We start from the raw sequence: 21740 nt of genomic DNA on the forward strand, positions 1-21740 counted from the left end.
TAATAATTTCATATTCAAGGTTTCTGTTTCTTTGCAAAATCATAATTATTAAAATTTTGACAACAATATTGTTATTCAATTTAGTCTTAACAGTTTATTATTATTATTTTTCAAGTTAAAAGAGCTTAAAAGACAACCCGTTATATGGCATTAAAAATTGTTATTTCGCATAAAACAAAATACAAATACGATAGACTTGTTTCTCTATCTCCTCATATATTTAGATTAAGACCTGCACCCCATAGCAGAACCCCTATTGAAGCGTACTCAATAAAAATAAAGCCAGAAAATCATTTTTTTAATTGGCAACAAGACCCTTTTGGTAATTATTTAGCACGATTAACATTTCCTGAAAAAACCAAAGAGCTTAGTATTGATGTTGAAATTATAGCTGATTTAAAAACCATAAATCCGTTTGATTTTTTTGTTGAAAAGTATGCAGAAGATTATCCGTTTCAGTACGTAGATACTGTAAAGAAAGAACTACTGCCTTATTTAGAAATAACAGATAATGGTCCGTTGCTAAATGAGTTTCTAAAAACTATTGATCTTTCTCCAAGAAAGACAATTTTTTTCCTGATTGACATTAATCGAAAAATAAACGAATTCTTAAATTATAGTATTCGTTTAGATCCAGGCGTTCAAACCTGTGAAGAAACACTACATTCTAAAGTTGGTTCTTGTAGGGATTATGCTTGGTTGTTTGTTCAGGTTATGAGGCATTTAGGTTTTGGAGCAAGATTCGTTTCTGGGTATTTGGTGCAATTAAAATCTGATGAAAAATCATTAGATGGTCCGTCCGGTCCTGAAGAAGATTTTACCGATTTACATGCTTGGGCAGAAGTTTACGTTCCTGGAGCTGGTTGGATAGGTTTCGATGCTACCTCTGGGCTTTTGGCTGGTGAAGGTCATATTCCTTTGGCCTGCACACCATCTTTTGAGAGTGCTGCTCCTGTTAAGGGAATGACTGATATTTGCGAAACAGAATTCTTCTATGAAAATACGGTAAAACGCATTTTTGAATCTCCCAGAGTTACAAAACCTTATACCGAAGAACAGTGGAACGCCATTTATAATCTCGGGTTTAAAGTTGATGAAGAATTAGAAAAAGGTGATGTTAGATTAACCATGGGAGGTGAACCCACGTTTGTTTCTATTGATGATATGGAATCTGCTCAATGGAATACAGATGCCGATGGCCCCCACAAACGAGAGTTAGCAAAAAACCTTTCAGCCCGATTATATGATGAATTTGGAAAAGGTGGGGTTTTACATCAAGCACAAGGCAAATGGTACCCCGGTGAACCGCTACCCCGTTGGTCTATTGAGATTTGTTGGCGAAAAGACGGTAAACCTATATGGCAAAACAAAAAACTACTATCCCTTTTTTCAGAATCCAAAAAATTACCAAAAGATGCCGATAAAAAATTTCTTAAAACATTAACCAAATATTTAGGTGTTTCAGAAAAGTATATAAAACCCACCTACGAAGATAGTTTTTACTTTTTGTGGCAAGAAGGTCAAATGCCAATTGATATTGACCCCACAAAAGAAGATGGTAACCTATTGGTAAAAGAAAAACTTCAAAATATTTTAAAAGAAGGAACTACAAAACCTGTAGGGTACGTTTTACCACTCAACAATTCTAAAGGCACATGGTATAGTTGTGATTGGACATTTAGAAGGAAACATTTGTTTCTATTACCTGGTAACTCACCTGTTGGTTTACGGTTACCATTAAATTCATTAATTCAAAAGCCGAAACAGAAAGAATTTCCCATTTATCAACCAGACCAATTTTCTAAACAAGACGAATTACCAACCTATTTTGAAACAGTAGCAAAACGTTATACAAAACAAAATAAATCTTCAAAAATTGAGTATTTTATTCGTACGGCCTTGTGTATTGAAATTAGGGACGAAAAACTATACATCTTTTTGCCTCCTTTAGATGCTATTGAATATTATTTAGACTTAGTAACCGCTATTGAAGCTACTTCAAAAGTCTTGGATATTCCAGTTGTTTTTGAAGGCTATAACCCACCATTTGATAACCGCTTGGAATCACTAAAAATAACACCAGATCCCGGTGTTATTGAAGTTAACGTTCAACCATCGAAAAACTGGAGTGAATTAACATATAATACGCTCACACTCTATAAACACGCAAAGTTATCGCGCTTGGGCACCGAAAAATTTATGATAGATGGGAAGCATACTGGGACGGGTGGTGGAAATCATGTAACCTTGGGCGGTATAACTCCTGCAGATAGTCCGCTACTTAGAAAACCAAGTTTGTTAAGAAGTTTATTAACCTTTTGGCAACATCACCCAGGATTATCATACTTATTTTCGGGAGCATTTATTGGAGCCACAAGTCAGGCACCACGTATCGATGAGGCACGTATGGAAAACCTTTACGAACTAGAAATTGCCTTTAGTAAAATTCCTAAAAATGGCGAAGTCCCTTTTTGGTTAACAGATAGATTATTTAGACACCTTTTAACCGACTTAACAGGTAACACACATCGTGCAGAATTCTGTATAGACAAATTATATTCACCAGACACAGCCTCAGGGCGTTTAGGTATTTTAGAATTAAGAGCTTTTGACATGCCTCCCCATGCTCAAATGAGTTTAATGCAAAATCTATTAGTACGCACGCTTGTTGCTTGGTTTTGGAAAAAACCTTATGAACACGATTTAGTTCGTTGGGGTACAGAATTACATGATAAGTTTCTAATTGAACACTTTGTTAGAAAAGATATAAATGATGTTGTGAAAAAACTTAACAAAGCTGGATACGCTTTTAAAGAAGATTGGTTTAATCCATTTTTTGAATTTAGATTTCCCCTGCATGGTATGGTTACTATAAACGATATTCATATTGAATTGCGGGCTGCTATAGAACCTTGGAATGTTTTAGGCGAAGAAATGAGTGGTGGTGGTACCGCTAGATATGTAGATTCGTCTTTGGAACGAATTCAAATTAAAGTTACTAATTTTACCAATGAAAGATATGTTATTACTTGTAACGGTGTAAGAGTACCTTTAAAACCAACCGATGTCAAAGGTGAATTTGTTGCTGGTATTCGTTATAAAGCTTGGAACCCTTATTCTGCTTTGCACCCTACTATAGGTGTAGACGCACCTTTAGTTTTTGATGTTGTAGACACTTGGAATAAGCGCTCTATTGGCGGGTGTACTTACTTTGTAGCACATCCGGGAGGACGTTCATATGAGTCCTTTCCTATTAATAGTTTAGAGGCCGAATCTAGAAGAATAAATCGTTTTTGGAATTTTAACCATACTCAAGGCGATATTGTTGATGATAAAAAAGATATAATAAGTAGAGAGGAATTTAAAAAGATTAAAAAACAAATTAATCCTAAACAGTTTAAATACAAAGAATTGAAGATTAATAACGAATTTCCTGTTACTTTAGATTTAAGAAAGAAGTAAACAATACCCATGCATTCCAACATACTATTTCAAAACTATTTCTCCGATTTCAAAGACTACGATGAAGTTTTGAAATCTGATTTATCTATTAATCCTAATTGGGAAACATTACTTAATAATCTAACTCAATACGGAAACGAGGGATTAACTGATAAACAAAACGAAATTAATTGGCTTTTAGAAGAAAATGGAGTTACATACAATGTATATAACGACCCGAAAGGAATGCAACGCTCATGGCGATTAAACATTGTGCCCTTTTTAATTCATCAAAATGAATGGGTAACCATTGAACGTGGTATCACCCAAAGAGCTGAATTATTAAACCTTATTTTAAAAGATATTTACGGTAAGCGTGAGCTTATTAATAATGGCATTGTTCCTCCAGAAGTTATTTATGGCCATAGAGGATTTTTAAGACAGTGTGACCAAATTCACTACAAAACTGCAAAACAATTAATAATATATGCTGCTGATTTAGCACGTGGACCCGACGGACGCATGTGGGTTGTTAACGACAGAACACAGGCTCCTTCTGGCATGGGATATGCCTTAGAAAACAGATACTCTTTGAGTAGAATGATGCCCAATCTGTTTAAGGATATCAATGTTAAACAACCAACCCAATTCTTTTCTGAGTTTAATCAGATGTTAATTGATGCGGCGCCAAATAATATTACAAACCCTAACATAGTTATTTTAACACCGGGCCCTTTAAACGAAACTTATTTTGACCACGCCTATATGGCATCTTTCTTGGGATATCCGTTAGTTACAGGCAATGACCTTGTGGTTAGAAACGGAAAAGTATGGATGAAAACCCTGAAAGCTCTTAAACAAGTTGATGTTATTCTAAAACGTGTTGATGATGCCTTTATGGATCCCCTAGAGTTAAGAGAAGATTCATATTTAGGAGTTGCAGGTTTACTAGAAGTAGTAAGAAACAATCAAGTTACCATTGTTAATCCTATTGGTGCTGGCGTTCTTGAAAACTCTGGCTTAATACCTTTTATGAATGGTATTTGCAATTATTTCTTCAACGAAGACTTAATATTACCACAAATTGCTTCGTGGTGGTGCGGACAAGAAAGAGAACGCAGCTATGTTCTCAATAATATGCGAGAATTTGTAATTAAAAATATTGACCGTTCAAACAGAGAATACCTTCATTTTTGTGAATTTTTAGATGATGCATCTCTGAATCTATTAAAAGATGAAATACTGCTAAATCCATATAAGTTTGTGGCACAAGAAAAAATTTCGTTTTCAACAGCACCGGATTTTTTCAATGGTACTTTAGAGCCTAGAAAAGTTATGTGTAGAACATTTGCTATTGCAAATAACAATAATTACACTGTAATGCCAGGTGGTTTGGTGAGAGTAGCCGCAGAAAGGGAAAACCTGTTTGTATCCAACCAACGGGGTGGTATAAGTAAAGATTTTTGGATTATCTCAGATGAGTTTCAATACAATATTCAGAGCTATTCTTGGAATGATAACAGTAGAATATCGGTCTTAGACGTTAATGATTTACCAAGTAATACAGCCGAAAACCTGTATTGGTCTGGAAGGTATTTAGGTAGAGCTCTCACAACTGCTCGTTATTTGCGTATGGTTTTAAACCGAATGAATAACGAACAATATAACAACCAAAATGCAGAATCTAGAAGTTTAGTTTATCTATATAAATCTGTAACTAATATTACCTCGACATTTCCTGGATTTGTGGGTAAAAATTCGGAAAAAAAGTTACAAGAACCCATAGAGGAGATTTTGTCTTTGCTGTTAGATGAAAACCGAATTGGTAGTTTTGCCCAGACTCTTTCTAGTTTTAATCATGCCTACTATTCTCTACGTAACTTATGGTCTAGAGATATGTGGCGTGTATTTGATAGTATCAAAAAATTATGGAATAAATTTAAAGAGAACGAAACTCGTTCTATCCCAGATCTCACAAAATTATTAGATCGTGTTATAACTAGACTCATAGCGTTTATGGGGCTTATTGAAGAAAGTATACTAGTAAGTCAAGGGCTTTTACTGTATTTTATTGGTTTACAAACCGAACAAGCTATGATGCATATTGCTAAATTAAGAGCGCTACTAGTTTTTAATTACTCTGAACAATTGCAGTATGAAATTCTAGAATCATTTTTAACAAGTCATGAAAGTCTAAATATTTACAGGTATAGTTATCGCTCTTATTTAAGTGTTGAAAACGTCATTAGGTTAGTTATGCTTGATGCAGAATATGCTAAATCGCTCACGTATCAATTTAAACGTATTCAAAAGGATATACAAAAGCTTCCTCACTCTGAAAATTCAGTAAATAACTTCTATAGTTTATATATTTCTGAGGCTATAAAAATTATAGAAAACCTAGATATTACTAATTTACTCGAGTTAAATGAAACAAAAACTTTACGTCAAAATCTTGACGAGGTTTTATCTGAACTTAGCAATTTATTACACAAAAGTAGTATTTCGCTTTCTGATACTTATTTTAATCATGCTTACCAACAAAAACAATTGGTTAATCAAAACTTTCCATTGCTTTAAATGATTTATCAAGTTTTACATACTACTACCTACAACTACGAGCATGGTGTATCATTTTGTCATAACATAGCTACTCTTAAACCTAAAGAAGTTGCGGGACAAACGTTATTAGATTATCATTTAGATATTACGCCCATTCCAGAAGAAATTTCTGAGAAGATTGATTTTTTTGGAAATACTGTCACAAGATTTTCTATTCAAAAACAACATTCGAAATTAAAGGTAACTGCCAGTAGTAAAATTTTAAAAGAAGTTCATAATATTCCAAGTATTCACAACAATACTGATGCCCAAAAAATTACGTTACAACAAGCTTTGTTGGAATTAAAAAACAATTCTCCTGAAATACGTTATGTAAAACAATTTTGTTTAGAATCTGTTTTAGTGGCTAATATTACATCGAATATTAAAGCTTATGCTGAAGTTTCATTTCAATCAAATAGATCAATTTTTGAAGCGGCGTTTGAGTTAATGCAGCGTATTTATACCGATTTTGAATTTAATGCGGAGGTTACAAATGTAGCCACACCTATTCATGAAGTCATGAATCTAAAAAAGGGGGTCTGTCAAGATTTTGCCCAAATAGCTATTGCCTGTGTGCGTTCTGTTGGTTTACCTGCTCGCTATGTTAGTGGTTATATAGAAACCATACCACCTCCTGGTAAAGAAAAACTTATTGGAACAGATGCTTCTCATGCTTGGTTTTCAATATTCATCCCTTATTTTGGATGGGTAGATTTTGACCCCACAAATAACCAAATACCTTCAAATCAACACATAATAGTATCTCACGGAAGAGATTATTACGATGTTCCTCCACTAAAAGGTGTTATTTACAGCACGGGAAAAAATAAAATGAAAGTATCCGTAGATATTAGACCCATAGAATAATATTTATGGTTTATTTAAAAATTCTTTCCGTTTTTATGTTAGCTCACTAATTTAAAGAGAATGCCACAATCTTATTTCCAATAGGAGTTCCAAGTTTTTCTCCACCGCAGGCTATAGCTATGTATTGCTTTCCATTAACCTGATACATAGCCGGGGTGGCAAAAGCAGGAGCAGGTAATTGGTACTCCCATAGTAAGGCTCCCGTAAACTTGTTAAACGCCCTGAAATAACCATCTTTTGTTGCGCCAATAAACAGTAAACCGTTTTCTGTGACTATAGGGCCACCATAATTCTCGCATCCTGTTTGTGGGTATCCTTGTTCTTTTAATTCTGGTGTATCCCCTAAAATAATTGACCATTTAAAATCACCCGTATTTAAGTCTATAGCGTGCATAGTCCCCCAAGGTGGTGAAATAGCAGGCCTTCCCTTGCTATCTAAAAAGCGTTTGTAACCCATATATTTATAAGCTAAAGGATACGTAATTTTTGGATTCTTGGGCAAAATGGTATCTGGTTCATCAAACAAAAAATGCATTAAAGCTTCCTTTTCTTTAGGTGGGATTTGAGGAAAACCGGTCATCATACCCTTTCCTAATTTTATTAATTGAGCTACCTCATTTTTAGATTTTTTACTTTTTAAGTCTATTAAAGAAGGAAAACCGCTTTGAACCACACCACTTCTATCTTTTTGATGACAGGTCACACAATACTGCATATAGGTTTGCTTACCTAAAGGGTAGTTTTTTACCCTGGTATCATTCTTTTCCATTTGAATAACCCAAGGTGCTTCTTGAGAGTTTATATAAACAATCCCCTCTTCGGGGTCTGCAGCAGTTCCACCCCACTCTGCAGCACCATCCAACCCAGGAAACAAAATCATGGGATCTAAACTTGGTGGTGCATACAGTCTTTTGTCAGAGTGCTTTAAAAGCTCTAAAAAGGCTTCTCTATTTTCGGCATACGGACTTATATCATCATCGTTTAGTTCCGTTGATTGTCTTGCAAATGGTTTTGGCTTTACCGGAATGGGTTGTGTTTTTGAGGCTTCCTCTCCAACCAAAGTTGAAATTGGTACGGGCACCTCGTTAATATCAAATAAAGGCTCTCCAGTAATGCGATTAAACACATAAACATAACCTTGCTTTGTAGACTGAGAAACCGCAGGTATTTTTTTACCATTTCTTGTAATGGTAATTAAATTTGGTGGTGTTGGTGGGTCTCTGTCCCATAAGTCATGGTACACCATTTGAAAATGCCAAAGCCGCTTCCCTGTATTAACATCAAGAGCCAAAAGGCAATCAGTATATAAATTATCTCCTTTACGAATACCGCCATAGAAATCTGGAGCAGCGGAACCAGTTGGGATGTAAATGATACCACGTTCTTCATCTAAAGCCATTCCACTCCAATTATTACCTGCTCCAATTAATGGATTTGTATGAGAATTTCGGTCTTCCCAAGTTTCAATACCTTCTTCTTCTGACAATGGAATCGTATTGAAAGTCCATTCTAAATCACCTGTGATAACATTAAACGCCATAATATTTCCAGGAAGTGCTCCAATGTCTTCAGGAACTCGAATAGGCATGACAATAATATCTTTGTAAACGGTACCCGGCGTATTGGATACTAGAAAACTTCCCATAGCAATTTCACCTAAACCACTACTTAAGTTTACTTTTCCCTTATCTCCAAAGCTCTTGATAGACTCTCCTGTTAATGCATTAAGAGCGTATAAATACGGCCCTGAAGTATATAATATGCGTTTGTCATTGCCTTTCTCCCAATAGGCAACCCCTCTACTGGTTGAAGCCCTTAATTTTAATGAGTCTCCAAATCTCCAAATTTCCTTTCCTGTTGATGCATGAATAGCTATGGCTCTGAGTCTAGAAGTAACCCCGTACAAAATAGTATCAATGATAATGGGGTTCATTTGCATTTGCCCAAAATCTGGCGACTCATAGATCCAAGCTACCTTCAATTCGGTAACATTATCTAATGTGATTTCTGATAAAGTAGAATACTGATTTCTATCTGGTCCACCTTGATAAGATCTCCAAGTGGAATAATCTCTAGGTTTAAAACTAGAATTTTGTTGACAGTTAAAAACAAGAAGGAAAGCTAAAAAGTTAACCAGATAAAGAGCGCTACGCATAAGTTGGTTTTCAAGTATTTTATGTTCTAAATATAATGAATCCAAAACTTTTATTTCACAACCCTTCCTGAGGAACCTTTTTCATTTGGAATAAGCTCATAAATATTATCTGGTGACAGCCCAACCTCATGACGATGGGAGACAAACAAAATAGCTGTACTACTCTCTTTAGCAATTTTATTTACCAACTCTGAAAATATGATGGTGTCTGAATCATCCAATCCGTTGGTAGGTTCATCTAAAATAAGTAATGGCGGATGTTTTACCATAGCTCGCGCAATTAATACTAATCGTTTATGTCCACTTGAAAGGGTTTGGAAATTTCGATTTTTAATATCGAACATATTCAATAATTTCAACCATTCGTGCGCCTTTGAAATTTGGTTTTCATTAGGATATTTGTACAGTCCGATAGAATCATAAAATCCTGAAATAATCATTCTTTCAATAGTATCTGAACGCCTAAAACCTTGTAACATTTCTGAAGTGAAATACCCGATTTTTTTCTTAATATCCCAAACACTTTCACCGCTACCCTTCTTAACTCCGAAAAGATAAATATCTTGATTAAAGGCTTTAGGGTTATCTCCAGAAATAAGTGATAGAATGGTACTTTTACCTGAACCATTTGGCCCCATTAAATGCCAAAATTCCCCTGTTTTAATTTCCCAACAGATATCTTTTATGATTGGTTTATTTAAATAGGAAACCGATACGTTTTGGAACTTTACTAAATAATAACTTTCAACTAAAATTTGTTCAAGAGGTTGTGGCAAATCTTGAATGAAATATTGTTTTGATTTTGGAGAAAGACTATCAAAATCTTCAAATGGGACAATCTGTTTACCTTCGGGCTTATAAATAACATTAATAAAAGGAAGCAAATCCTTCTTTCTATTGGAAATTTGAATAATGGGAATTGATTTACTCAACTCTTCCAGAGTAAGCACTATTTCTTCTTGAGATTTAATATCTAAATTTCCAAATATATTGTCGGCTATTAAATATTCAGGATTTTCAGCTATTAAATACTTAATCAATGCTTTCTTTCGTTCGCCTTCTGAAGATTTCATCAGGCTATGACCATTCTTTGTAGGAATATTAAAACGTCCATGTCGCTTTTCTTCTTCTATAAACTTGTTAATTGTTATTTCAGAAAAAAGTGCCCCTTTTAAACCATTTATACTTTCAATCAGATTTCCTGATAAAATATTTTTGATTAATGACTTTTTATCGTCTTTATTAGAAATATAAATGGCAATGTGCGTATTCAAATTATTGTAGATTTTATCTAAATATAAAAAAAGAGGGCTATAAACCCTCTTTTAAACTATATGAAATCAATGTGTTTTTACAAGTTATTTATGTGAAAAGGCACCAATCCGTCTATTGGCCTTCTTACAAAGTTACCCACTTTAAAACCCATTTCTTCTGCAACTTCCCTAATTTCATTTTGAGAAAAGAAGGCAATAGAACCAGCAAAATGAACAGGAACAGTTTTTAATTCTTCCTTAAACTGCATGATCATATTCTTAGCAAATAATCTAATACCATTTTTTATAAGATTGATTGTGTATTCAGAATCTTTATGTAAAAACATAAACTCTGCAAAACTTGCTAAATAGGCATTGGGGTTGGGTTGCTTATACAAATTATACTTTATAAAATCTGATTCTAAATTATATTTAGCTCCAAATGCCACTTTTACATTTTCGGGCATGTGATTAAAATAATAATCTCTAATTAATTGTTTTCCGTAGTAATTACCCGAAGCATCATCCATTAACGTATATCCTAGAGATAGTACACGCTGATGAAGTTTTTCTCCATCATAATAACTACAGTTAGAACCTGTTCCCATAATGCAAACCACGGCAGCTTCTTTAGGTTGATTAATTGTTGAATATACTGCCGCCAAAGTATCTTCGTTAACGGAAATTTTTGCATTAGAAAAAATATCCTCTAATACACCCTTTAACATTTTTCTAGGGTTCTCTGTACCACAACCCGCACCATAAAAGAACAGATGTGAGACATCATCTTTGTTATCAATTAAAATATCGCTTTCTTTGATGGTTTTAAAAAGCTTCTTTTCACTTAAAATGGCAGGATTAAGACCTTTGGTTCTAATCTTTTCCATTAGCTTGTTACCCTCTTTATCTACGGCTAACCAATCTGATTTGGTTGAACCACTATCTACAATTAAAATCATAAGTTCAAATATAAAAAACTCCACAGTAGTTAAATGCATATACACTTAATACACTGTGGAGTTGTAGTAAATTAGATTCCCATTTTCATGGGAATTACAATTATATTATTTTACAGACGCAATGTATTGAGCTAAATCAACTAATTTAGTTGAATAACCAAACTCATTGTCGTACCATGATACTAATTTAAAGAAGTTATCATTTAAAGCAATACTTGCATCGGCATCAAATACACTAGTCAAAGGTTCTGAAACGAAATCCTGAGATACTACAGCCTCTTCTGTATAACCAAATACACCTGCCAATTCGTTTTCAGAAGCAGCTTTTAAAGCAGCTTTAACCTCATCCCATGAAGCCGACTTTTCTGTTCTAACAGTTAAGTCTACAACCGATACATCTGGAGTTGGTACTCTAAACGCCATACCAGTTAATTTCCCATTTAATTCAGGAATTACTTTTCCTACAGCTTTAGCTGCACCAGTAGATGAAGGGATTATATTAGCTAAAGCACTTCTACCACCTCTCCAGTCTTTTCTTGAAGGACCATCAACAGTCATTTGTGTAGCCGTTGTAGCGTGAACTGTAGTCATTAAACCTTCTATAATTCCGAAGTTATCGTTAATAACTTTAGCTAAAGGTGCTAAACAATTAGTAGTACAAGACGCATTTGATACAATAGTATCTGCAGCAGTTATTTTATCATTATTTACTCCCATCACAAACATTGGTGCATCTGCAGAAGGCGCCGAAATTGCTACTTTCTTAGCTCCTGCTGTAATATGAGCTTGTGCTTTTTCTAAAGTTGTGAAAATACCAGTACAGTCTAAAACAACCTCTGCTCCTACTGCATCCCATTTTAAATCTTCTGGGTTACGCTCAGCAGTAATTCTAATTTCGTTTCCATTAACTACTAAGTTTCCGTCTTTAATATCCACAGTACCATCAAATCTACCGTGAACAGAATCATATTTTAATAAATAGGCTAAATGCTCTACATCTAACAAGTCATTAATTCCTACTACTTCAATATCATTAGGTCTAGAAGCTGCTACTCTAAAAGCAATTCTACCTATTCTACCAAATCCGTTAATTCCAATTTTTAATTTTGACATATCTAAGATTAATTAGTGTTATGTGCTCATGATATCTGAGACACGTAATAATTCTAAATTTATTTTTGTTTTTCCTTTTATGGCTTGCTCCAATGGTGTTAACTCCATTTTATTGTTTTTTAATCCTACCATATAATTTGTTTCTCCTTCTAACAAGGTTTCAACAGCTTTTACGCCCATTCTACTGGCTAAAACTCTATCAAAACAAGATGGTGCTCCTCCACGCTGCATGTGTCCTAAAACAGAAACACGTACATCATACCCTTCCATATTCTCGTCTACATATTCTTTTAACTCAAAAATGTTTTTACCAATCTTATCACCTTCGGCAACAACTACAATACTGGAAGTTTTTCCTGTTTTTCTACTTCTATTTAAAGATTCTTTCAATCTATCTAATCCTAAATCTTCCTCAGGAATCAGGATTTCTTCTGCTCCACCAGCTATGCCAGTATTTAAAGCAATATGACCAACATCACGTCCCATTACTTCTATAAAGAATAATCTGTTGTGGGAACTTGCTGTATCTCTAATTTTATCAATAGCATCTACTACTGTATTTAAAGCCGTATCAAAGCCTAAAGTGTGTGTAGTTCCAAAAATATCATTATCAATGGTTCCAGGAATACCCATTACTGGAAATCCAAACTCTTGATTGAAAACTAATGCCCCAGTAAAAGAACCATCTCCTCCAATGACAACTAAACCTTCAATACCTTCTTTTATTATATTTTGAAAAGCTTTCTCTCTACCTTCTTTAGTTCTAAACTCTTTTGAACGCGCAGATTTTAACATGGTTCCACCTTTATTAATGATACCTCTTACACTACGAGCATTCATAGGTTTAAAATCTCCTTCAATCAGTCCTTCATAACCTCGATATACACCAATACACTCAACACCGTGATACGCACATGTTCTAACTACCGCACGAACCGCGGCATTCATTCCAGGAGCATCGCCCCCTGAAGTTAAAACTGCTATTTTTCTAATTTTATTAGGCATATATTAAATTTGCTGGTAAAATTACTAAACAAAAACAATATAATCATAGCATTTAAGCCTTTTTAATGCATACTTAACACTATAACGTTTTAGTAAAATATGATTTAATTTTTCCTATAAAAACGCTTTAAAATTTGAACAAAAGTTAAAGGGTTTTACTTTTGTGAAGATAGACGTTGATTTATAAAACTAGGAGTAGCATTAGTATCTTCAATATTGGTTTGGTCATCAAACTCTGATTCTTCTTCTTTTTTCTTAAACAAACTCTGAATAAGTTCTTTAAAGGTGTCAAAATCTACATTGTAAGACAAACCTAATCCTTGAGTGTAACCTATTGCTTCTCCAAAATTTCTGATACTATTTTCTCTATTGAATACTTTTGCTATTAATGTACCTTCTTCATTTAAAAGAAAATCTATCTGTACATCTCCAGCAACAACTGTATTAGCAGCATCTGCACCACCTATTGGCACCCCTACTTTACCATTTATTAGTACCCTATCGCTGATCTGGGTTTGAAGTGTAACACCTACCCTATCATTTGTTTGATAATCTGGTCTATTTTGACCTGCCTCATAATTAACACCAAGATTGAGTTTACCATCACCACCAGAAAAAATACCATTGATAATACCATTGAGCCTCTCTGCAATAGTTCCAGAAAAATTAAGTTCATTAATGCCTCTTGAAAAGGAACCTGTAGAGATTAAATACAGCGCTTGGTTTTGTCTATCATCAGGTGACTCCAATCTGTATTGTAACTCGGATTTTATGGACGAATGAATATTAGGAAATTCAAAATCAAATGCAGGTGTTGGCTGCTCTAAGTCACCTGTTAATGCAATATTTAATTCTACAGGAATACTTCTATTTATAGGATTATCTAGTAATGGAGACGGATTAGCAGTAGTTTTATAAATGGCCAACATATCAATTTGAGCCTTTAAAGGATCTCCTTCCCAGTTAATGGTTCCACCGGGTTGTACAATAAACTCTTTTTGTACCAAACCTCCATAGGCAAAATTGTAAACACCTTCAAAAACAGAGAAATCACCCCACATGTTAAACTTACCATTCGTATTGATTTCTACCAACATACCACCTCTACCACGTCCTTTTAAAGAATGTCCGGTGCTTTTATCTATAATGATTTCTACCTCGGCATCTTCAGTTACATCTACCTCAAAATCTAATTCTAATCCTTGAATATCTTCAAAAGTAATTTCTTCACCTATATCTCTGGCTTCTTTTTCAGTTCTAGATAGAGTTCTTATAAATGAGTTATCACCAAACGATTCGGTGTCATTAAGCGGAATTTTAAAAACAGTACCTGATTTAGTTTCTGCAACAACGCTAATAGTTAATTGCTCTGTGGGCCCTTGAATTTTGGCTTCACCTCCCATAAAACCTCTTCCATAATATAGAGCCTCTTCAGATTCTTCGGTATCTAAAATTAATAAGTTTTTAGTATCTACATCTAAGTCTAAACGCCATTTTGATAGGTTTACGTGACTTAAAGAGCCATTAAGCATGCCTCTTGATTTAAATTTAGTATCAGTTAGTTGTATATCGTTAAAAATAAAACTTTGTTTACTTAGTGATACAGAGGCATTATTATTAAAATTATAGTCTACATTTAAATAGGGAATTCCAAAACCACCATTTATAACTCTCAAGTCGCCCTGAATATCTGGTCTTTTGAGATTCCCTACAATATTAGCTTCTCCTGTTACAGCTCCTCGTATATTAGAAAGCACATCTTGAAGCAGTGGATTAAGTGGTTCTAAAATAAAATGATCAAAAGTGATATCTACATCTATTGTTGAGTTTTTACCAAGAACACTTATCTCTCCTTTTGCTTCAAAAGATTTTGCTTTGTCATTTTTTATAGTAGCATCAACCTCATATTTTGTTAAATCTTCATTTCCCTTAATACTAGCGTCAAAATCTCCTAAAGGAAATCTATTAACCATAAAATCATTGATTATGATTGTTGAATTTGGCAAATAACTTCCGTTCTTCTGCAATACATCTAATTTACCATTAACCTTTCCTGCTAATGAAAGGCTGTCAATTACAGGGGTTATTTTAGCAAGATTGACGTTTTTGAAATTTAGTTTAATATCTTTTTGGGTAGAATCTTTTAAGAATCCAGAAAGTTTAATTTCTTCGCTTTTGTGGGTTATCTTAAAGTTATCTAGATTAAACTTAGTAAGTGCCTTATTAAAAGACATTTTGTTAAGTGTATCGTTCTTTTCATTCACAAACCATTTTCTATCCTTAATGGTAAAATCAGATTTTTTAAAGCCTACAACAGACTCCTTAGCGTCATTTATTGTATGATAAAAACTTAAATTATAAATATCTTTATTTCGCTTTCCGCCTTTAAACTCAGAACGCATAAACAAGGTATCATTAACCGTAACATTAATTAAATTAAAGTTAGATACGTTATAGAATTTGGTATTTAGACTATCTATCTCAACATAAGTATTGAAAAGCGGATTACTATTATCTACCTGCAATTCTATATCATTTGCAAAATAATTATGAACCTTTATTTGTGGCGATTTAAATGTTAGCTTAAACTTAGTTTCATCACTCTCAACCCTACCACGGATATAAGTATTTTTTCCCAGTTCAATTTCTGGAAAAATAACTTCGGCTATTTTATTGTAAATTTTGAAGTTAAAATCTATACTCTGAGTGGCGTTTATTTTATGCGGAATATAATTTGTGTATATATGTCCAATGGAGTTTTCAAAAAGTTTTTTTAAATCCCTAAATACAAAACGCCCTTTAAGGTCACCTTCAATGATGTCTGGTGATCTAAATTCAACATATCTTATACTCTCATCAAACCGCGAAGAAATATCAAACTGGTCAAAATAATAGGCGTCATGCTCATTAGTATAGGTAGTGTTATTAAATGAAATCTTTCCGTAGGCGTCATCTAAAGTGCTACTATTCATATTCATTTTAACCCTACTCTTTAAAATAGATATGCTGTCTTTTTTTACAAAGTTTAGAATTCTTAAGTTGGCATAATCAACATTTGCTTCAAAATCATACTTTTTAACCTTTTCAGAGAAATCAACAAGACCATTAAAATTAAACTGTAAGTTTCTGTCGTTTACAATTAAGTTTCCATCAAAAATCTTATTTCTTACATTCCCAGCTACTTTAATTCCACTGTAATTATAATTATTATAGAGAATCTGGTAAATCTCTCCTTTTACCTGAGTGTCAAGGTTATCTGTTAAAAAACCATTACCATCCACATCAAAATTTAAAGACCCAACACCTGTTTTAGGGTCATTAAAAAACACTCCAAAGTCAAACTTTTCAAAAACTACTTTCCCTTTATAGATTGCGTTATCAATATCATCAACCTTGGTTATTTGTAAATTAGAATCAATAAAACCTATTTCAGTATCTATTTCAACATCGGCATTAATGGTCCTTGAAGTTATTTGTGTATTTCCTTGAATGGTGAAATTTCCTAAACGTTCAAAAGATGATGGAATGGCTTCTCCTAAAACATTGGGCAATAAGGCTTTTAAATCGTTGTAGGTAGAGGTTAAATTAGAAAAATGCCCATCCATATAAAAATTATGTTCCTCTCTACTAAATAAATTTTTAAAATTAGCGTCCCCAATAATTCTGGTATTTCTATTAGTTCTCAGATTTAAATTTTTGGCTTTCAAATCATTTAAGGTACCAGACATATCTACACTAAACGTAGCACGTTGATTAACCCCAAACTCATTATAAATTATATTAAGTTCATCTAACAGCACATCAGAATTTTCAAATTTAGCCTCCACCAAAACCTTATCTGTGAAATACTGTAAATCTTCTCTTTTGTAACTAAATTTTAAGTTTCCTTTTAAAACAGACTCTGGAGTTTTAATATCAAGATTATCAAAGGTCATTCCGGTAAGGGTGTACTTAAAATCGGTCATCATGTTTTTCATGATTAACCCCCTACTATCCTTAAAAGATAGCTTATTAATTCTAGCACTAACATCACTTCCTTTTATTAAAAAATTAGTGGCATTAATATTTAAATTTCCTAAATCTAAACGCTTAGTGGTTTCTCTGTTTTCATCGGTAAGTTTAAAAAGCCCCTCATAAATAGAGACGTCACTTGATGATAATAAAAAGCTACCATCTCCTTTTTTGGGGTTTTCGCCCTCTATCTTTCTTACAAAAATATCAAGGTTGGTTTCAGAGGTGTCTTTATAGGTTTTTATGTTTAGAAATAAGTTGAAAACATCAATATCACCAAATGTCATTTTATTATTAAAAAAGTTTCTAAAACTTAAGACCGAGGTGTTTAATTCTGCTATGTTAATTAAGGTATCCTTTTTATAATCTTCAATAAAAATATTTTTAAACTCAACATCACCGTTAAATTGCAGTCCAACTTTTTCAATATTAATGTTCGTTCCAAATTCAGTATTAATCTTGTTGGTAGCATAATTTCCTAAACCTGTTTGAACCGAAGGAATGGAGAGTACTAACACCAAAATGATGAAGAGTAGCAGCAAAATACCTGCTATTTTTGATGCTATTTTGAGTACTTTTTTGATACGTTGTAAAATTATTGATATTATTGAGAATAAACTACATTTCCTTAGCAATTCTATATTTAGAAATTATGGTCTAAGGTAAACTACTCCATACCTATTTATCCATTTCATTAAAAAAATAAATGAGTAGTTTTGTAGTTACGAATAATTGCATCTAATCAGACGTTTATTCACAATCAAAATTAACAATTATTGTGCCTAAAAATAATTAATGGTTTCACAAAATATTTACATTCTTGGTATTGAATCTTCCTGCGATGATACGGCAGCTTCTGTAATTCATAACGGGAAAATTTTAAGCAACATTGTTGCCAATCAAAAAATACATGAAGCGTATGGTGGTGTGGTACCAGAATTAGCGTCTAGGGCACATCAGCAAAACATCGTTCCTGTGGTGCATCAGGCCATTAAACAAGCGGGTATTACTAAAGAAGATTTAAACGCAGTGTCTTTTACCAGAGGTCCTGGTTTAATGGGAAGTTTATTGGTTGGTACCTCGTTTGCAAAATCTTTAGCCTATGGTTTAAGTATTCCTTTAATTGATGTTAACCACATGCAAGCACATATTCTAGCGCATTACATTGATGAAGACGGTTTTAAAAAACCACCATTTCCGTTTTTGGCTATGACTATTTCTGGTGGGCACACTCAAATTGTTAAGGTGAATCATTATTTTGATATGAAAGTAATTGGTGAAACTATTGATGACGCTGTTGGTGAGGCATTTGATAAGAGTGGAAAAATTCTTGGTTTGGGCTACCCTGCAGGCCCAGAAATTGACAAACGTGCTAAACAAGGGAATCCGCAAGCTTTTAAATTTACCAAGCCCAAGGTAGACGGATTAAATTTTAGTTTTTCTGGCTTAAAAACAGCTATTTTATATTTTGTACAACGAGAGACAAAAACTAACCCAAATTTCATTAAAGAAAACCTCAATGATATTTGCGCCTCAATTCAATACACCATCATTGGTATTTTGATTGATAAGTTAAAAAAGGCTTCCAAAGAAACTGGAATAAAACATGTTGCTATTGGTGGTGGGGTTTCTGCGAATTCTGGTATTAGACAAGCGCTAAAAGTTGGTGAACAAAAGTTTGGATGGACAACCTATATCCCAAAATTTGAATACACTACAGATAACGCTGCAATGATAGCTATTGTGGGTTATTTGAAGTATTTAGAAGGGTATTCCACTGAGCAAAATATAATAGCCTCAGCTAGACTTAAGATTTAGTTGCTAGTATTGAGTCGCAGTTACATAGTCAATCGTATTTTGAAAATTAAAAACCGTAAATCTTTTCTATCTTCGCCCTATGCAACTCTTTTTTAATCCAAATATTTCAGATAGTACCAAGGAATTCACTTTCCCTAAAGATGAAAGCAAACATATTGTAAAAGTACTTCGTAAAAACACTGGAGATATACTTCACATTACCAATGGCAATGGTTGGCTGTTTGATGCCGAAATAACACTACCCAACATTAATAAATGTTTAGTGAAAATTATATCTAGTAAAAAAAAACCACAGCAAAGTTATAAGTTGCATTTAGCTGTTGCTCCAACCAAAATGAATGACCGTTATGAGTGGTTTCTGGAAAAAGCAACTGAAATAGGAATTGATACCATCACCCCTATTATTTGTGACCACAGCGAACGAAAAGTCATTAAACCTGAACGTTTTGAACGCATTTTACAATCGGCTATGAAACAATCCTTAAGTTGTTATATACCCTTATTGAATGAGGCTATGTCATTTAAGGACTTTATAAGACAATCACATGAAGGCGATTTATTTATAGCACATTGCGAGGAAACCGATAAAAAAATTTTAAAACAAGCATTAAGACCTAAATCAGAAATTACAATTCTAATTGGGCCTGAAGGCGATTTTAGTAGTGAAGAAATTAAATTAGCTATTGCTAATAAATTTATTCCTGTAACTTTGGGAAATAGCAGGTTAAGAACAGAAACTGCTGCTATTGTGGCTTGTCATTCCGTAGCATTCATCAACGAATAACATGAAAAAGGTAATCATATTTTTAACTTTTAGCTTTTCACTTTTAACTATCTCTGCACAAGAACTAGCAGTCCTAAAATACAAAGGTGGAGGTGATTGGTATAGTAACCCCACAGCATTACCCAACCTCATTAAGTTTTGTAATGAAAATATTAAAACTAAAATTGAAACTACTCCACAAACCGTTGAAGTGAATAGCGTAGAGATTTTTCAATATCCTTTTTTGCACATGACGGGTCATGGTAATGTTTTTTTTAGTGATGATGACGCTGAAAATTTAAGAAATTATCTTTTATCTGGTGGCTTTTTACACATTGATGATAACTATGGTATGGAGCCCTTCATTACTGAAGAACTTAAAAAAGTATTCCCAGATAAAGAATTGATTGAACTTCCAACAAACCATGACATTTTTAATTCGGCATTTAACTTTCCTAATGGACTACCAAAAATACATGAGCACGATGGTAAAAGACCACAAGCTTTTGGTGTTTTTTATGAAGACAGATTGGTTTTATTGTTTACTTATGAAAGTGATTTAGGCGATGGTTGGGAAGATGAATCTGTACATAACGACCCACCTGAAGTACGAGAAAAAGCGCTTAAAATGGGAGCCAATATTATTAAATACGCTTTTGAAAACTAATAAAACATGAAACTTCATTATTACTGTAGTTCACCATCTTGCAAAAAACTAAATGCTATGAAAGTTAAATCTAATAACAGATATGACTTAAAAGAAGAAATAGGGTTAGAAATCAATGAACGGTGTAAGCATTGTGGGAAACACACTAAACGCCATATAAATAGGTTACACGCTTCACCTAATTATTTTATCATTTTAGGAGGGATAGCTTTAGCAGCAATCATAACTGTCTTTATTTGGGATTTAGGCTTTGTTTCAACATTAACAGGAACCATTCCTATTGCCATTTGGATGAGCGAAGAAAAAAGAGCGAGCTCTTTTAATAAAATCATGATTAGGGATTAATTCACAATAATTTTGAAAGAATTTTTAGTTATGATTGTTGAATGGTTTTTTGAAAGTCAAAAAGACGTTAGTACTTTTAAGGGACTTCTCAAATTAATAACAAAGCTTCTAATATTTATAATAATATTCATTTCGATTTTATACTTACTATTAAACTCAAAAGAGACCGTCACTATTTCTAATTAAAATTAATTGTCAATCAATTGCAACTGACTCACTACAATAGCAACTTTACAAAACAAACATTTCCAATTACGGTTGTAAGTAACAATGTAACAAATGCACCCAATATTGGTAGCTTGTTTAGAATTTGTGATGCCTTTGGCATTGAAAAATTAATACTTTGTGGCAGTCATATTCCATTAGGAAGAAAAATGACAAAAACCTCTAGAGCCACAGAAAAGGCTGTTAATTTTGAAGTTCAAGAGTCTGTGTTACAAGCAGTTGAAAACCTTAAAACTAAAAGATATCAAATCATATCATTAGAAATCACCGAAAGTAGCCTCCCCATTCATACATATGAGTTTTATAAAAAAATGCCTATTGCATTGGTAGTTGGAGATGAAAACTTTGGAGTTTCAGAAGATATTTTAAAATTATCTGATGCTGTTATTCATATTGATATGTACGGTCAAAACAGCAGCATGAATGTGGTGCAGGCTACAAATATAGCTCTATACGAAATTACCAAGCAATTATTATGACGTCATTGCGAACACAGTAAAGTATTGAGCAGTCT

Annotated in this window: 14 protein-coding genes; 8 read left to right on the forward strand and 6 right to left on the reverse strand. The window is 33.5% G+C overall.

Going from position 1 to position 21740, the window contains the following annotated elements; all coding sequences use genetic code 11:
• The first annotated feature begins 144 nt into the window (after positions 1-144).
• Genes DFQ02_RS05485 through DFQ02_RS05495 form a run of 3 tightly spaced genes read left to right on the forward strand, consistent with a single transcriptional unit; the run spans position 145 to position 6912 of the window.
• Positions 145-3462: a transglutaminase family protein gene (locus DFQ02_RS05485; protein ID WP_116039987.1), complete on the forward strand. Its 3318-nt coding sequence runs from the start codon at positions 145-147 to the stop codon at positions 3460-3462.
• A gap of 9 nt (positions 3463-3471) precedes the next feature.
• The gene (locus DFQ02_RS05490; RefSeq protein ID WP_245940203.1) at positions 3472-6021 is read left to right on the forward strand and encodes a circularly permuted type 2 ATP-grasp protein; all 2550 of its coding nucleotides are present in this window, start codon (positions 3472-3474) and stop codon (positions 6019-6021) included.
• Positions 6022-6912 carry a transglutaminase family protein gene (locus DFQ02_RS05495; RefSeq protein WP_116039989.1) on the forward strand — a complete coding sequence of 297 codons (891 nt, stop codon included), beginning with the start codon at positions 6022-6024 and terminating at the stop codon, positions 6910-6912. It begins immediately after the preceding gene.
• Between the two features lie 46 nt (positions 6913-6958).
• Here the strand turns inward: DFQ02_RS05495 and DFQ02_RS05500 are convergent, their stop codons facing one another.
• The 6 genes from DFQ02_RS05500 to DFQ02_RS05525 all read right to left on the reverse strand — a co-directional run bounded on the left by DFQ02_RS05500 (position 6959) and on the right by DFQ02_RS05525 (position 17950).
• Complete coding sequence (locus tag DFQ02_RS05500; protein WP_245940204.1) at positions 6959-9112, reverse strand: pyrroloquinoline quinone-dependent dehydrogenase; 2154 nt, start codon at positions 9110-9112, stop codon at positions 6959-6961.
• 5 nt (positions 9113-9117) lie between these two features.
• Positions 9118-10341: an ATP-binding cassette domain-containing protein gene (locus DFQ02_RS05505; RefSeq protein WP_116039991.1), complete on the reverse strand. Its 1224-nt coding sequence runs from the start codon at positions 10339-10341 to the stop codon at positions 9118-9120.
• 77 nt (positions 10342-10418) lie between these two features.
• Entirely contained in the window at positions 10419-11279 is an 861-nt protein-coding gene (locus tag DFQ02_RS05510; protein WP_116040060.1) for an N-acetylglucosamine kinase, read from the reverse strand.
• 105 nt (positions 11280-11384) lie between these two features.
• Positions 11385-12392, reverse strand: a complete 1008-nt coding sequence (gap, locus tag DFQ02_RS05515; protein WP_116039992.1) for a type I glyceraldehyde-3-phosphate dehydrogenase — start codon at positions 12390-12392, stop codon at positions 11385-11387.
• 18 nt (positions 12393-12410) lie between these two features.
• Positions 12411-13397 (reverse strand): 6-phosphofructokinase, encoded by a 987-nt coding sequence (pfkA, locus tag DFQ02_RS05520; protein ID WP_116039993.1) that lies wholly within the window; start codon positions 13395-13397, stop codon positions 12411-12413.
• 155 nt (positions 13398-13552) lie between these two features.
• Entirely contained in the window at positions 13553-17950 is a 4398-nt protein-coding gene (locus tag DFQ02_RS05525; RefSeq protein WP_245940205.1) for a translocation/assembly module TamB domain-containing protein, read from the reverse strand.
• A 253-nt stretch (positions 17951-18203) separates the two neighbouring features.
• On the opposite strand from DFQ02_RS05525, the gene tsaD reads away from it, so the two are divergent.
• The 5 genes from tsaD to DFQ02_RS05550 all read left to right on the forward strand — a co-directional run bounded on the left by tsaD (position 18204) and on the right by DFQ02_RS05550 (position 21705).
• On the forward strand, positions 18204-19226 hold the full coding sequence (tsaD, locus tag DFQ02_RS05530; RefSeq protein WP_116039994.1) for a tRNA (adenosine(37)-N6)-threonylcarbamoyltransferase complex transferase subunit TsaD: 1023 nt from the start codon (positions 18204-18206) through the stop codon (positions 19224-19226).
• Positions 19227-19305: 79 nt separating this feature from the next.
• Positions 19306-20010 carry a 16S rRNA (uracil(1498)-N(3))-methyltransferase gene (locus DFQ02_RS05535; RefSeq protein ID WP_116039995.1) on the forward strand — a complete coding sequence of 235 codons (705 nt, stop codon included), beginning with the start codon at positions 19306-19308 and terminating at the stop codon, positions 20008-20010.
• Position 20011: 1 nt separating this feature from the next.
• On the forward strand, positions 20012-20656 hold the full coding sequence (locus DFQ02_RS05540; RefSeq protein ID WP_116039996.1) for a DUF4159 domain-containing protein: 645 nt from the start codon (positions 20012-20014) through the stop codon (positions 20654-20656).
• A gap of 57 nt (positions 20657-20713) precedes the next feature.
• Positions 20714-21001 carry a hypothetical protein gene (locus DFQ02_RS05545; RefSeq protein ID WP_147297735.1) on the forward strand — a complete coding sequence of 96 codons (288 nt, stop codon included), beginning with the start codon at positions 20714-20716 and terminating at the stop codon, positions 20999-21001.
• A 203-nt stretch (positions 21002-21204) separates the two neighbouring features.
• The gene (locus DFQ02_RS05550; RefSeq protein ID WP_116039998.1) at positions 21205-21705 is read left to right on the forward strand and encodes a TrmH family RNA methyltransferase; all 501 of its coding nucleotides are present in this window, start codon (positions 21205-21207) and stop codon (positions 21703-21705) included.
• Positions 21706-21740: the final 35 nt, after the last annotated feature.

Source organism: Seonamhaeicola aphaedonensis, from assembly GCF_003386195.1.
In the GTDB taxonomy this organism is placed as follows: Bacteria; Bacteroidota; Bacteroidia; order Flavobacteriales; family Flavobacteriaceae; genus Seonamhaeicola; species Seonamhaeicola aphaedonensis.